Origin of the sequence: Paraburkholderia diazotrophica (genome assembly GCF_900108945.1) — a bacterium.
Lineage (GTDB): Bacteria > Pseudomonadota > Gammaproteobacteria > Burkholderiales > Burkholderiaceae > Paraburkholderia > Paraburkholderia diazotrophica.
Window position 1 is genome coordinate 43,140 of the sequence record NZ_FNYE01000026.1, and the last position, 13,904, is coordinate 57,043.

The window sequence follows — 13,904 nt, forward strand, 5'->3', positions numbered from 1 at the left end:
ACACGGGCCAGCCGCCAAGGCCGGGAGGCGCAGCGGGTGTGCGCGAGACCACACGGGGTATCGGCGGCTTGCGCGAGCAACGGCCGCGACCACCCTCAGCCGCAATTCAGCAACAAGCGAGCCAGATCTTTGATGACCGAACCATCCCTGTTGAGTTCCAGCTATTCGCACTACGCGTCGCGTGCCTATGCGGCGCAACCCCATCTCGCGGCGCGCGTCGCGGCGCTGGCGGCGGCGCCCATCAACCGGCAGCGCATCGACGCGCGGCTCGACGTGCTCGCCGACGCATTGCGGGCAGCGCCCGATGCGCCACTTTCCGAAGACGCGTTGAAAAAGGCGTTGCGTCAGCTTCGTACTGAAGTGTTTTGCGCAGTAATGGAGCGCGACCTGACGGGCGCGGCCGACGTGGCCGAAGTGACGGGCACGATGACCGACCTCGCCGAAGCGACGATCCAGCGCGCGATGGCCGTCGTATCAGCCGATCTCGAAGCGCTCTTTGGAGAGCCACGGAGCTCGCAGGGCGAGCGGCTGTCGCTCGGCGTGGTGGGCATGGGCAAGCTGGGTGGGCGCGAACTGAACGTATCGTCGGACATCGACCTGATCTTCGTCTACGAAGACGACGGCGAGACGACGGGCGGCCAGCGCTCGCCCATCGCGACGCAGGACTTCTTCACGCGACTCGGCAAGCGGCTGATCGCGGCGCTCGCCGAAGTGACGGCCGACGGTTATGTGTTTCGCGTCGACATGCGGCTGCGGCCGAACGGCGATTCGGGGCCGCTCGTGTGCAGTCTCGGCATGCTCGAAGAGTATTTCTACGTGCAGGGCCGCGAATGGGAACGCTACGCGTGGATCAAGGGGCGGCTCGTGTCCGCGCAGGCAAGCGAGTCGGCGCGCAGGCTCTCGAAGCAGCTCGACTCGATCGTGAAGCCGTTCGTCTACCGGCGTTACCTGGACTTCGGCGTGATTAGCGCGATCCGTTCGCTGCATCTGCAGATTCGCCAGGAAGCGCAACGGCGCGCGTCGATGCGGCCCGACAAAGCCGACGATATCAAGCTCGGCCGCGGTGGCATCCGCGAGATCGAGTTCAGCGCGCAGGTGTTCCAGCTGATACGCGGTGGCCAGGACGCGGGCTTTCGCGTGCGTCCGACGCTCGCCGTGCTGACGCATGCGGCCGCGCGCGGTCTGGTTTCGCCGGAAGTGTGCGCGGATCTGTCGAGCGCGTATCTGTTCCTGCGCGAGCTTGAACATCGCTTGCAGTACCGCAACGACGCGCAGACCCACGCGATGCCTGTCGATCCGAGCGAGCGCGCGCATCTCGCGAAGTCGATGGGCTTCGACGATTACGCGTCGCTGATGGCGCAGCTCGAAGCGCATCGCGAGCTGGTCGAACAGCAGTTCGACCAGATATTCGCCGACAAGGTGAGCGGGCAGGGCGGCTGCGGCGCGCCCGAAGACGGCGCGGCGGCGTGGGTCTGGAGCAGCGCGCTCGCCGACGACGGCGCCGACGAAGCGCTCGCCGCGCGCCTCGTCGGCCTGGGCATCGACGCGCCAGGCGATCTGCTCGCGCGCCTCAAGGCGGTATGGCAGTCGTCGCGCTATGCGGGTCTCGCGGAGCGCAGCCGCCAGCGCTTCGACATCGTCGCACAGCGCGCACTCGAGGCCGCGCGCACGCTTGAGCCGCCCGAGCGGCGGGCCGATATTCTCGTGCGCCTGTTCGATCTGCTCGAAGGCGTTGGGCGGCGCGGCGCGTATCTCGCGCTGCTGACGGAGTATCCGCAGGCCCTGTATCGCGTGCTGTCGGTGCTGGGCGCGTCGCGCTGGGCGGCCGGCTATCTGATTCGCCATCCGCAATTGCTCGACGAGCTGCTCGACGACGAAGCAATGGCAAGCCCGTTCGACTGGCCCGAGTTCAAGCGCGCGCTGCGTGCGCGGCTCGCGGCAGCCGACGGCGTCGAACAGCAGATGGACCTGCTGCGCCACGCGCACCAGGCAGAAGTGTTCCGCATTCTGCTGATCGATCTGGCGGGCAAGCTGAGCGTCGAGCACGTCAGCGACCGTCTGTCCGAACTCGCGGACGCCGTGCTCGACGTGACGATCGAAGCCGTCTGGAATCAGCTTGCGAAGCGCCATCGCGACGTGCCGCGCTTCGCGATCATCGCGTACGGCAAGCTCGGCGGAAAGGAACTCGGTTACGCATCGGATCTCGATCTGATCTTTCTCTACGACGACCCCGACGACAACGCGTCCGACATCTACGCGACGTTCACGCGCCGCCTGATCACGTGGCTCACGACGGCGACGGGCGCGGGCATTCTGTTCGACGTCGACTTGCGGCTGCGCCCGAACGGCGAGTCGGGTCTGCTCGTGACGGACCTCGACGCATTCCGCCGCTATCAGCTGCGCGAAGGCGACGCGGCCAATACGGCATGGGTCTGGGAGCACCAGGCACTCACGCGTGCGCGCTACTGCGCGGGCGATCCCGAGATCGGCGCGAAGTTCGAGGCGATCCGCGAGCAGGTGCTGACGACGCCGCGCGACGCGGCTGCGCTTGCCGCCGAGATTGTCGATATGCGGCGGCGAGTCGAAGAAGGTCATCCGAATCGCACAGAACTGTTCGATCTGAAGCACGATCGCGGCGGCATGGTCGATATCGAGTTCGCCGTGCAGTACTGGGTGCTGCTGCATGCGGCGCGCGATCCCGAGCTGATCCGCAATACAGGCAACATCGCGTTGCTGCGCGAAGTGTCGCGCTTCGGCCTGATGAGCGGAGAGGAGGCGGATACCGTCGGCGCGGCTTACCGGACGTATCGCAAGCTGCAGCACAAGCTGCGGCTCGACGGCATGGAGAAGGCGCGCGTCGAGCCGCAGACCGTCGAGAAAGAACGCGAGGCCGTGTTGCGCTTGTGGAAGCGGGTATTCGGATAACGGCTCGCGTGTTGTTGCGGCGAGGGCGTTCGTTGCACGGCGCTCTGAGGACGAGCGCCGTTCGCGACTCAGGCCGTCGTGAGCATTTCCTTCGCGTGCTTGCGCGTGGTGGCTGTGATCTCCAGGCCGCCCAGCATGCGCGCGACTTCTTCGATACGGCTCGTCTTGTCCAGCGACGTGACGGTGCTGATCGTACCGCCCTTGCCGTTGCCGCTCTTCGCGACCTGGAAGTGATGATCGCCGCGCGCCGCGACCTGCGGCAGATGCGTCACGCACAACACCTGGCGATGCTCGCCGAGCTGATGCAGCAGGCGTCCGACCACTTCCGCGACACCGCCGCCGATACCCGTGTCCACTTCGTCGAAGATCAGCGTGGGCGTGGGGCTCGCCGTGCTCGCGATTACCGAGAGCGCGAGACTGATACGCGCGAGCTCGCCGCCCGACGCCACTTTCGCGAGCGGCCGCAGCGGCACGCCTGCATGACCGGCGACGCGGAATTCGATCTGCTCCATCCCATGCGCGCCGCCTTCGGGCAGCGGCACGAGCGCGACTTCAAAGCTGCCGCCTGCCATCGACAGCTCCTGCATGCCCGTCGTCACGGCCGCGCCCAGTGCCTTCGCGGCCTTCGCGCGCGCCTTCGACAACACCTTCGCTTCGGCGAGGTACGCGTCTTTCGCCTTGGCCTCGGCAGCGCGGAGCGCGTCGAGATCGGCGGCGGCGTCGAGCTTTGCGAGCTGCTCGCGGCGCTCCTGATGCTCTTGCGGGAGCGCTTCGGGTTGCAGACGGAACTTGCGCGCAGCCGAGTGTAGCGCGTCGAGGCGCTTTTCGACCTGAGCGAGCCGATCGGGATCGAGTTCGAGCCGCTGCGCGTAGTGACTCAGCGAGTACGCGGCTTCCTGCAACTGGATTTCGGCCGGCTCCAGCGCGGCGAGCGCGTCGTTCAGCTCGGGATCGATCCCGGCGAGATCGCGCAGCTTCGAGATGATCGACGACAGATGCCCGAGCATCGCGTCGTCGGATTCTGATAGCGCGGACAGCGCGCCCTGCACGCCGTCGATCAGATTCGCCGAATGCGACAGCCGCCGATGTTCCGCGTTGACCTCTTCCCACTCGCCGGGTTGCGGCGCGAGCTTGTCCAGTTCGGCGAGCTGCCACGCGAGCCGCTCGCGTTCCAGTTGCAACTCGCGATCCCTGGTCTGTGCGGTTTGGACGGCCTGTGCCGCATCGCGCCACGCACGCCACGCGCGCGTGACGGCTGCGGTCGTGTCGAGCAGCCCCGCGTGCGTATCGAAGAGCTCGCGTTGCGCGTCGGGCCGCATCAGGCGTTGATGCGCGTGCTGGCCGTGAATATCCACGAGCATTTCCCCGACTTCGCGCAATTGCGTGAGCGTGGCTGCCGTGCCGTTGATGAACGCGCGCGAGCGGCCGCTCGCATCGATCACGCGCCGCAGCATCACCGCGTTGCCATGTTCTGTTTCATCGGCCGCGAGCGCCTGCTCGTCGAGCCATGCATCGACGAGCGGGTGCGTTTCGAACTCCGCCGTGATGTCCGCGCGCGCTTCGCCCGTGCGCACGACGCTCGCATCGGCGCGCGAGCCGAGCGCCAGCGCGAGCGCGTCGATCAGAATGGATTTGCCGGCGCCCGTTTCGCCGGAGAAGACCGTAAAGCCGCTGTCGAATTCGAGGTCGAGCGCGGCGACGATGACGAAGTCGCGTATCGAGAGGTGGCGGAGCATGGCTCGTCTGTCTGGCGTGGCTTTGCGTGTGATGGTTGGCGTTACGGTGTCTTGCTACGTTTGCGGGCGGCGCGGGCCGGTTCAGTCGTCAGGATCGTCTTCGCGCGACGGGTACTCGTTCCAGTGCAGCTTCTTGCGAAGCGTCGCGTAATAGCTGTAGCCGACGGGGTGCAGGAACGGCACCGTGTGGCGCGAACGGCGCACGTCGATCGTGTCGTTCAGTTCGAGCGCGGTGAACGACTGCATGTCGAAGTTCACGTTGACGTCGCGGCCCGAGATGATCTGGATGCTGACCTTCGAATCGTCGGGCAGCACGATGGGCCGGTTCGACAGCGCATGCGGCGCGATCGGCACGAGCACGAGGCCCTGGAGCTGCGGATGCAGGATCGGCCCCTGCGACGACAGCGCATAAGCCGTCGAGCCCGTCGGCGTCGCGACGATCAGGCCGTCCGAGCGCTGGTCGTACATGTAGCGTCCGTCCACCGACACGCGCAGTTCCGCCATGCCCGAAAAGCCCGAGCGGTTCACGACGACGTCGTTGAACGCGAGCGCATGGTAGATCGGCTGGCCGTCGCGCATGATCCGCGATTCGAGCAGCGTGCGCTCTTCGCGCTCGAAGCTGCCCGACAGCATCTGCGGGATGATCTCGCGCATGTCGGAGAACGGGATGTCTGTGATGAAGCCGAGCCGCCCGTGGTTGATGCCGATGAGCGGCGTCTTGTACGGCGCCAGTTGGCGGCCGATGCCGAGCATCGTGCCGTCGCCGCCGAGCACGATCGCGACGTCCGCGCGCGCGCCGATCTCGGCGGGACGCAGCATGGGCCAGCGCGTCACGCCGATTTCCTGCGCGGTTTCCGCCTCGAACGCGACCTCGAAGCCGAGCTTTTCGACGCACGTGGCGAGCGCGGTCAGCGGCTCCCCGATGCCCGGCGTGTTGCTGCGCCCGACGAGCGCAACGGTCTTGAACTGGCTGTTAGCTTGCATGCCGGCATTACACCATAGGTGCGACCTGAAAAGAACCGTCGGCGGCGGGCGTGCGGGGCGGGCGGGTGCCCCGTCGCCGCGCGCTACCGTCCAGCCACTGGCCGATTATCGTTAGAATGGTGAAGTCCTCATGACAGACGTGACGACTGCATAGGCGAACGAGCGGCGGCGCGAGCGCGGATGGGGTGCTGCGCAGCGCGTGGCCCGCGGCAGCGCACCCGTTGCGTTGCATGCTGGCGTGTGCTCGCCGCCGTATGGACGGCTGTCCGGTTGGCTGTTCGGTCATTACGCTAAAATTTCCTCGCCATGCTAGATCCTCGCGCACAAACCCTCCTGAAAACGCTGATCGAGCGATATATCGCCGAGGGTCAGCCGGTTGGCTCGCGCACATTGTCGCGGTACTCCGGGCTCGAGCTCAGTCCGGCGACCATCCGCAACGTGATGTCCGATCTGGAGGAGCTGGGCCTCGTCATCAGTCCGCATACGTCGGCGGGACGCATTCCAACGCCACGCGGCTATCGGCTTTTCGTCGACACGATGCTGACCGTCGAGCCCGCTGCCGATGACGATGCCGTGATGCGCGCGGTGAAGACGACGCTCCAGCCCGGCGAGCCGCAGAAGGTGGTCGCCGCGGCGGCGAGCGTGCTGTCCAACCTGTCCCAATTCGCGGGCGTCATCCTCACACCGCGCCGCAGCCACGTGTTCAAGCAGATCGAGTTCCTGCGCCTGTCCGACAAGCGCATCCTGCTGATCATCGTGACGCCCGAAGGAGACGTGCAGAACCGCATCATGGCGACGCAGCGCGATTTCACGCCGTCGCAGCTCACCGAGGCATCCAATTACATCAATGCACACTTCGCGGGCCTGTCGTTCGACGAGGTGCGGCGGCGCCTGCGCGAAGAGATCGACGAATTGCGTGGCGACATGACGACGCTGATGCACGCGGCCGTCACCGCGAGCACCGACGTCACCGACACGGGCGAAACCGTGCTGATTTCCGGCGAGCGCAACCTGCTCGAAGTGGCCGATCTTTCTTCGGACATGGCGCGGCTGCGCAAGCTCTTCGATGTATTCGATCAAAAGACGAGTCTCCTTCAGTTGCTTGACGTGTCGAGTCACGCGCAGGGCGTGCAGATTTTCATTGGCGGCGAGTCGAATCTCGTCCCCATCGAGGAAATGAGCGTCGTGACCGCGCCGTATGAAGTGAACGGCAAGATCGTCGGCACGCTCGGCGTGATCGGGCCGACGCGCATGGCGTACAACCGCGTGATTCCCATCGTCGACATCACGGCGCGTCTGCTTTCGATGACGCTCAGTCAGCAATAAGCCGCAGTAAAGGCGCGCTGCATTCGTCGGCGCATCGCCGCCGTCACGATGGTCATCATGCGCGGCGTTTTTCGCCGTGCCAATTGGCCGAATGATTGGCCGAATGGCCAGGTATCGGCGGCAGACCGCGCCGCTATAATGTTCTCCAGTTCAATACGTTCCATACGACCATTACGTGCCGCGCCTGTGCGGCGTTTCTCCAGCCTATGCGCTTCGACCTCGAGCGGCCTTCGCAGCCTGCCGCGGCACATCGTGTCGCCGTACTGCTCATCAATCTCGGTACGCCCGATGCGCCGACGCCTCGCGCCGTGCGGCGCTATCTCGCGCAGTTCCTGTCCGATCCGCGCGTGGTCGAGATTCCATCGCTCCTGTGGCAGATCGTCCTGCGCCTGCTGATCCTGCCGTTTCGCGGCGCGGCATCGGCGAAGAAGTATGCAGCCGTGTGGATGCCGGAGGGCTCACCGTTGCGCGTGCATACGGAGAAGCAGGTGGAAGGGCTGCGGCATCTGCTGCAGGTGAACGACTACGCGGTGATCGTCGATTACGCGATGCGTTACGGCACGCCCGGCATTCCCGCGATGCTCAACCAGCTCAAGCTCGCAGGCGCCGAGCGCATCCTCTTGATGCCGATGTACCCGCAGTATTCGTCGTCGACCACGGCCACCGCTTTCGATGATGCATTCGCCGCGCTCAAGCGGATGCGCAATCAGCCGGAAGTCCGCACCGTGCGCCAGTACGCGGACCATCCCGCGTATATCGCGGCGCTGGCCGCGCAGGTGAACCACTCTTGGCACACGCACGGCCGTCCCGATTTCGCGGCCGGCGACAAGCTCGTGCTGAGCTTCCACGGCGTGCCGAAGCGCACGCTCGACCTGGGCGATCCGTATCACGAGCAATGTCAGCAGACGGCGTCGCTGTTGATGCACGCACTCGGGCTCACATCCGTCGAGTGCCGCGTGACGTTCCAGTCGCGCTTCGGCAAGGCGGAGTGGCTGCAGCCTTATACGGCGCCGACGCTGAAGGAACTGGGGGCTGCGGGCGTGCGTCGCGCGGACGTGTTCTGTCCGGGCTTCACGGCCGACTGCCTCGAAACCATCGAGGAAATCGGCATGGAGGTGCGTGACGAATTCATTCATGCAGGCGGGAAAGTTTTTCACGCTATTCCCTGCCTGAACGCGTCGCCGGCATGGATCGCGGCGCTCGGCGAAATCGTCGCGCAGCATCTGCAAGGCTGGCCGGTTCAGGTGAACGTGCCGCAAAGCGCGTCCGTGACCTGAAATTCCGTTTCCGGCACGCAATGTGCGTTCAGGACCGGCTGACGCTTTTCCAGACGTACTCCGTATGACCGCGCCTTGGGCGCTCGAAGAAGGACTGATGAACTACAAGATTTCTACCGAACCTGGCGCGCGCCTGCGCATCGACAAATGGCTGTGGGCCGCGCGCTTCTTCAAGACGCGCTCGCTCGCGGCGGATGCCGTCGAGAAAGGCCGGGTGCGGATCGGCGGCGCGGCCGTGAAGCCGGCGAAGGAGGTGCGCGTCGGCGATATGGTCGAGATCGAAATCGAACGGGTCGTGTGGCAGGTCGAAGTGCTCGGCGTATGCGACGTGCGCGGCCCGGCGAGCGTCGCGCAGACGCTCTACGCGGAAACCGAAGAGAGCAGGCAGAAGCGCCAGCTCGAGCACGAGCGGCGCAAGACGTATCGCGAGCCGGCGGCCGGATTACATGGCCGGCCGACCAAGCGCGACAGACGCGTTATCGACAAAATTTCCAGTGGGGATTGAACAGCTGTTCGATCGTCGCGTGCACACCGCCGTATTCGGTGGTGCGATCGTTGACGACCCCGGACATGCAGATGGTCGTGGTGCCTGCAATCAGTACCATTGCGACCACCGATATAGCGAAGGTCAGTTTCACGGTACTCCCCTTGGAGATTGCAAGCGGAAACGGGCGGTTCAGCTAGTGGTAAGGTGGGCGTCAGGTTAGGGTTAACGTGCCTTTTCGGACGCTCAAGATGAGTTTAGGACACTCGCGCAGCGCGCTCAATCTTATTATGATGACGCGCCTGAAATGCTTGTTACCGCGCATTTCCGCGCGCCTGCAAGGTGCAAAAAGCTCTTCGGGTGCCTTGAAATACGGCGTACGCGCCCTAACTTGAACGGTTGATGCGCGGCGGCGGGTTGTAGCGGCACGATACCGATGTCCATCGGGCGATCCGCATGACCCTTCCGCCGTTTCTTGGCCTTAATTTTTGAATTTCAGCGACATGGAAAACACGCAAGAGAAACCGACGAGCCAGAACCCCACGCCCGCCGACGAAGCGCGCCAGGCCGCAGAGGCCGCATCGGGCGAGCAGCAGGCACAGCAGCCGGAAGCGGGCGCTGCCGAACAGCCGGCACAAGCCGCGCAGGCAGACGCCGAGGCCGCGCTGGCCGAAGCTCAGGCGAAAGTAGCCGAATTGCAGGAAAGCTTCCTGCGCGCGAAAGCGGAGACGGAAAACGTCCGCCGCCGTGGCCAGGAAGACGTCGCGAAGGCGCACAAATTCGCTATCGAAAGTTTTGCCGAGCATCTGCTACCCGTCGTCGACAGCCTCGAAGCCGCCGTTGCGCATTCGAGCGACGATCTGGCAAAGGTGCGCGAAGGCGTCGAACTCACGCTGCGTCAGCTGACGGGCGCGCTCGAAAAGGGCAAGGTCGTCGCGCTGAACCCGGTCGGCGAGAAGTTCGATCCGCATCGCCATCAGGCCATTTCGATGGTGCCGGCCGAGCAGGAGCCGAATACCGTCGTCTCTGTGCTGCAAAAGGGCTACGTGATCGCCGATCGCGTGCTGCGTCCGGCGCTGGTGACGGTCGCGGCGCCCAAGTAAGCACCTGTCTGTACCGTCATGGCCGGCATACCCGTCGACAGCGCCGCGTTCGCGGCCTTCGACATGCAGGAACTCACCGCCGAAACCTTCGACGCCGGACTTCAGTCCGCGGGCGACGAACTGGCAGTGGTGTTTTTCTGGGGGCTCGACTGCTACAACTGCGAGGTCGCGAAAAAGGCGATGCTCGCGCAGCCAGACGCGATCCGCGCGCTCGGCCTGCGGTGGTTTCACAGCAATGTCTATGAGCATCGCGATCTCGGCCGGCGGTTCATGCTGCACGGCGTGCCGACGTGGTTCTTCTTCCATCGCGGCAAGCGTCTCGGCCGGGCGACCGGCTGGCACGGCCTCGCACAGTTCGAGGCGGCCGTTGCCGCGGCCCGTGAGAAAATGCGCGCGGCCGACGTACACATGGCCGGTTTGGGCACGGCCGGTCCGGCCGCGGCTGGCGCAGGGGCAGCGGCGGGCTCGGGCGCAATCGGCTCAGGCGCATCCGGCTCAGGCGCCGCTGACGAGACGGGCAAACCAGCCTCGGACAACGGCCGCACCGATTGAAAAAATTTAATGACCGCATCGTATTTGGGGTCTTGAAAACGATGTGGGCGCACTTATGTTGAGTGCAGGGTGAAATTCAGGGCGGGGCGCCCGGCGGCCGGATTGGCCAACCAGCGATGCCCGCAACGATCAAAGTCAGGAGATTAGTAAAAATGGGCAAAATCATCGGCATCGACCTCGGCACCACCAACTCGTGCGTGGCGCTGATGGAAGGCAACCAGGTCAAAGTGATCGAGAACTCGGAAGGTGCTCGTACCACGCCGTCGATCATCGCCTATATGGACGACAACGAAGTGCTCGTCGGCGCGCCGGCGAAGCGTCAGTCGGTCACCAACCCGAAGAACACACTGTACGCGGTCAAGCGCCTGATCGGCCGCCGCTTCGAAGAAAAGGAAGTGCAGAAGGACATCGGTCTGATGCCCTACAAGATCGTCAAGCACGATAACGGCGACGCATGGGTCGAAGCGCACGGGCAAAAACTCGCACCGTCGCAGGTGTCCGCCGAAGTCCTGCGCAAGATGAAGAAGACGGCTGAGGACTACCTCGGCGAGACGGTCACGGAAGCCGTGATCACGGTGCCGGCGTACTTCAACGACAGCCAGCGCCAGGCCACGAAGGACGCGGGCCGCATCGCCGGTCTGGAAGTCAAGCGGATCATCAACGAACCGACGGCGGCTGCGCTCGCGTTCGGTCTGGACAAGGCCGAAAAGGGCGACCGCAAGATCGCGGTGTTCGACCTGGGCGGCGGCACGTTCGATATCTCGATCATCGAAATCGCGGACGTGGACGGCGAGAAGCAGTTCGAAGTGCTGTCGACGAACGGCGATACGTTCCTCGGCGGTGAAGACTTCGACCAGCGCATCATCGACTACATCATCGGTGAGTTCAAGAAAGAGCAGGGCGTCGATCTGTCGAAGGACGTGCTCGCGCTGCAACGCCTGAAGGAAGCCGCTGAAAAGGCGAAGATCGAACTGTCGTCGGGTCAGCAGACGGAAATCAACCTGCCGTACATCACGGCGGACGCATCGGGTCCGAAGCACCTGAACCTGAAGATCACGCGCGCCAAGCTGGAAGCGCTGGTCGAAGACCTGATCGAGCGCACGATCGAACCGTGCCGCATTGCGATCAAGGACGCAGGCGTGAAGGTCGGCGAAATCGACGACGTGATTCTCGTCGGCGGCCAGACGCGCATGCCGAAGGTGCAGGAAAAGGTGAAGGAGTTCTTCGGCAAGGAACCGCGCCGCGACGTGAACCCGGACGAAGCCGTTGCTGTCGGCGCGGCGATCCAGGGCCAGGTGCTGTCGGGCGACCGCAAGGACGTGCTGCTGCTCGACGTGACGCCGCTGTCGCTGGGCATCGAAACGCTCGGCGGCGTGATGACGAAGATGATCAACAAGAACACCACGATCCCGACGAAGCACGCTCAGGTGTATTCGACGGCGGACGACAACCAGTCGGCCGTGACGATCAAGGTGTTCCAGGGCGAGCGCGAAATGGCGGCGGGCAACAAGCTGCTGGGCGAGTTCAACCTGGAAGGCATTCCGCCCGCACCGCGCGGCGTGCCGCAGATCGAAGTGACCTTCGACATCGACGCGAACGGGATTCTGCACGTCGGCGCGAAGGACAAGGCGACGGGCAAGGAAAACCGCATCACGATCAAGGCGAACTCGGGTCTGTCCGAAGCCGAAATCGAGAAGATGGTGAAGGACGCAGAAGCGAACGCGGAAGAAGATCACAAGCTGCGTGAACTGGCGGATGCCCGCAACCAGGGCGACGCGCTGGTCCACAGCACGAAGAAGGCGCTCACCGAGTACGGCGACAAGCTGGACGCGGGCGAGAAGGAAAAGATCGAAGCCGCGCTGAAGGATCTCGAAGAGACGCTGAAGAACGGCTCGAGCGACAAGGCTGCGATCGAAGCGAAGATCGAGACGGTTGCAACGGCGTCGCAGAAGCTCGGCGAAAAGATGTACGCCGACATGCAGGCGCAAGGTGCAGCCGGCGCCGCGGGTGCAAGTGGCGCGGCCGGCGCGGAAGCCTCGGGCGCGAGCCAGCAGCAGGCCGACGACGTCGTGGACGCCGAGTTCAAGGAAGTGAAGAAGGACTAAGCCGGGTTGCTCTTTAACCGCAAGGCTGCGCATAGCGATATGCGCAGCCCGGCTGCAAAGGTTGGCGCCTGACGGAAGTCTGCGGCGTTTGACCGGATCACGCGCCTGGCGAGCCTTTTTGGCTCTCCGGGCACATTTGTTTTATGGAGGGCGCGGCTTTTGACCCGTAATTGCGGTCGGGGCCCAAGCCTTACGAGTCGCGAGACTCCAGCATTCAAGAGGAGCCGCCGCGCCGCATTGCGCGGATGGCGTTGAACCGATATGGCGAAACGGGATTACTACGACGTTCTGGGTCTCGCAAAGAACGCGAGCGACGACGAAATCAAGAAGGCTTATCGCAAGCTCGCGATGAAGCATCACCCCGACCGCAATCCGGGCAACAAGGATGCGGAAGAGCATTTCAAAGAGGCGAAGGAAGCCTATGAAATGCTGTCGGACTCGCAAAAGCGCGCGGCCTATGACCAGTACGGCCACGCGGGCGTCGATCCGAACATGGCGGGCGCGGGCGCTCAGGGTTTCGGCGGTTTTGCCGACGCATTCGGCGATATTTTCGGCGACATCTTCGGCCAGGCGGCGGGCGGTGGACGCGGCGGCCGCAGCGGTCCCCAGGTGTATCGCGGCGCCGACCTGCGCTACAGCATGGAAATCACGCTCGAACAGGCCGCTCACGGTTACGATACCCAGATCCGCGTGCCGAGCTGGGTGTCGTGCGAAGTCTGTCACGGTTCGGGCGCGAAGCCGGGTACGAAGCCGGAAACCTGCCCGACCTGTAACGGCGCGGGCGCGGTGCGGATGTCGCAGGGCTTCTTCAGTATCCAGCAGACGTGCCCGAAGTGCCACGGCACGGGCACCTACATTCCCGAGCCTTGCACGCACTGCCACGGCGCAGGCAAGACGAAGGAAACCAAGACGCTGGAAGTGAAGATTCCGGCAGGCATCGACGACGGCATGCGTATCCGTTCGGCGGGCAACGGCGAGCCGGGCATCAACGGCGGTCCGTCGGGCGACCTGTACGTCGAGATTCACATCAAGGCGCACCCGGTATTCGAGCGCGACGGCGACGACCTGCATTGCCAGATGCCGATCCCGTTCACGAAGGCGGCATTGGGCGGCGAGATCGAAGTGCCGACGCTTGCAGGGCGCGCGAGCTTCACGGTGCCGGAAGGCACGCAGTCGGGCAAGACGTTCCGTCTGCGCAGCAAGGGCATCAAGGGTCTGCGCTCGAGCATTGCTGGCGATCTCTACGTGCATGTGCAGGTGGAAACGCCCGTCAAGCTCACCGAGTCGCAGCGCGAGTTGTTGCAGCAGTTCGAGAAGTCGCTGGTCGAAGGCGGCGCGCGTCACAGCCCGCAGAGCAAGAGCTGGTTCGACCGGGTCAAGAGCTTCTTTGACTAACGCGTTCCGAAGTTGGC

The 13,904-nt window shown here is 64.5% G+C and carries 12 protein-coding genes; 8 read left to right on the forward strand and 4 right to left on the reverse strand.

The window, feature by feature from the left end:
- Positions 1-132 precede the first annotated feature (132 nt).
- Positions 133-2,925, forward strand: a complete 2,793-nt coding sequence (gene glnE / locus BMW76_RS26905; protein ID WP_090870762.1) for a bifunctional [glutamate--ammonia ligase]-adenylyl-L-tyrosine phosphorylase/[glutamate--ammonia-ligase] adenylyltransferase — start codon at positions 133-135, stop codon at positions 2,923-2,925.
- 68 nt (positions 2,926-2,993) lie between these two features.
- Here glnE and recN read toward each other — a convergent pair whose 3' ends face one another.
- Both recN and BMW76_RS26915 read right to left on the reverse strand, forming a co-directional pair.
- Entirely contained in the window at positions 2,994-4,661 is a 1,668-nt protein-coding gene (gene recN / locus BMW76_RS26910) for a DNA repair protein RecN (protein WP_090870764.1), read from the reverse strand.
- Between the two features lie 81 nt (positions 4,662-4,742).
- Entirely contained in the window at positions 4,743-5,645 is a 903-nt protein-coding gene (locus BMW76_RS26915; protein WP_090870766.1) for an NAD kinase, read from the reverse strand.
- A 306-nt stretch (positions 5,646-5,951) separates the two neighbouring features.
- Between BMW76_RS26915 and hrcA the strand changes: the two genes are divergently transcribed.
- On the forward strand, positions 5,952-6,971 hold the full coding sequence (gene hrcA, locus BMW76_RS26920) for a heat-inducible transcriptional repressor HrcA (protein ID WP_090870768.1): 1,020 nt from the start codon (positions 5,952-5,954) through the stop codon (positions 6,969-6,971).
- Here the strand turns inward: hrcA and BMW76_RS41320 are convergent.
- A complete protein-coding gene (locus BMW76_RS41320) occupies positions 6,962-7,135 on the reverse strand; it encodes a hypothetical protein (RefSeq protein WP_177200511.1) in 174 nt (57 codons plus the stop codon). The two genes, hrcA and BMW76_RS41320, sit on opposite strands and share 10 nt — an antisense overlap.
- 42 nt (positions 7,136-7,177) lie before the next feature.
- Between BMW76_RS41320 and hemH the strand changes: the two genes are divergently transcribed.
- The gene (hemH, locus tag BMW76_RS26925; protein WP_090870770.1) at positions 7,178-8,248 is read left to right on the forward strand and encodes a ferrochelatase; all 1,071 of its coding nucleotides are present in this window, start codon (positions 7,178-7,180) and stop codon (positions 8,246-8,248) included.
- A 97-nt stretch (positions 8,249-8,345) separates the two neighbouring features.
- Positions 8,346-8,753, forward strand: coding sequence for an RNA-binding S4 domain-containing protein (locus BMW76_RS26930; protein WP_090870869.1), 408 nt, complete (start codon positions 8,346-8,348; stop codon positions 8,751-8,753).
- On the opposite strand, the gene BMW76_RS41325 is transcribed toward BMW76_RS26930, so the two are convergent.
- Complete coding sequence (locus BMW76_RS41325; protein ID WP_177200512.1) at positions 8,725-8,886, reverse strand: hypothetical protein; 162 nt, start codon at positions 8,884-8,886, stop codon at positions 8,725-8,727. The two genes, BMW76_RS26930 and BMW76_RS41325, sit on opposite strands and share 29 nt — an antisense overlap.
- A 349-nt stretch (positions 8,887-9,235) precedes the next feature.
- On the opposite strand from BMW76_RS41325, the gene grpE reads away from it, so the two are divergent.
- The 4 genes from grpE to dnaJ all read left to right on the forward strand — a co-directional run bounded on the left by grpE (position 9,236) and on the right by dnaJ (position 13,887).
- Positions 9,236-9,835 carry a nucleotide exchange factor GrpE gene (gene grpE / locus BMW76_RS26935; RefSeq protein ID WP_090870772.1) on the forward strand — a complete coding sequence of 200 codons (600 nt, stop codon included), beginning with the start codon at positions 9,236-9,238 and terminating at the stop codon, positions 9,833-9,835.
- Positions 9,836-9,853: 18 nt separating this feature from the next.
- Positions 9,854-10,387 (forward strand): thioredoxin family protein, encoded by a 534-nt coding sequence (locus BMW76_RS26940; protein ID WP_245763401.1) that lies wholly within the window; start codon positions 9,854-9,856, stop codon positions 10,385-10,387.
- Between the two features lie 152 nt (positions 10,388-10,539).
- Entirely contained in the window at positions 10,540-12,492 is a 1,953-nt protein-coding gene (gene dnaK, locus BMW76_RS26945; protein WP_090870774.1) for a molecular chaperone DnaK, read from the forward strand.
- Between the two features lie 261 nt (positions 12,493-12,753).
- Complete coding sequence (dnaJ, locus tag BMW76_RS26950; RefSeq protein ID WP_090870776.1) at positions 12,754-13,887, forward strand: molecular chaperone DnaJ; 1,134 nt, start codon at positions 12,754-12,756, stop codon at positions 13,885-13,887.
- Positions 13,888-13,904 lie beyond the last annotated feature (17 nt).

Coding starts and splice junctions, on each gene's coding strand:
- glnE (WP_090870762.1), top strand. CDS start 133: ATGACCGAACCATCCCTGTTGAGTTCCAGCTATTCGCACTACGCGTCG.
- recN (WP_090870764.1), bottom strand. CDS start 4,661: ATGCTCCGCCACCTCTCGATACGCGACTTCGTCATCGTCGCCGCGCTC.
- BMW76_RS26915 (WP_090870766.1), bottom strand. CDS start 5,645: ATGCAAGCTAACAGCCAGTTCAAGACCGTTGCGCTCGTCGGGCGCAGC.
- hrcA (WP_090870768.1), top strand. CDS start 5,952: ATGCTAGATCCTCGCGCACAAACCCTCCTGAAAACGCTGATCGAGCGA.
- BMW76_RS41320 (WP_177200511.1), bottom strand. CDS start 7,135: ATGGAACGTATTGAACTGGAGAACATTATAGCGGCGCGGTCTGCCGCC.
- hemH (WP_090870770.1), top strand. CDS start 7,178: ATGCGCTTCGACCTCGAGCGGCCTTCGCAGCCTGCCGCGGCACATCGT.
- BMW76_RS26930 (WP_090870869.1), top strand. CDS start 8,346: ATGAACTACAAGATTTCTACCGAACCTGGCGCGCGCCTGCGCATCGAC.
- grpE (WP_090870772.1), top strand. CDS start 9,236: ATGGAAAACACGCAAGAGAAACCGACGAGCCAGAACCCCACGCCCGCC.
- BMW76_RS26940 (WP_245763401.1), top strand. CDS start 9,854: ATGGCCGGCATACCCGTCGACAGCGCCGCGTTCGCGGCCTTCGACATG.
- dnaK (WP_090870774.1), top strand. CDS start 10,540: ATGGGCAAAATCATCGGCATCGACCTCGGCACCACCAACTCGTGCGTG.
- dnaJ (WP_090870776.1), top strand. CDS start 12,754: ATGGCGAAACGGGATTACTACGACGTTCTGGGTCTCGCAAAGAACGCG.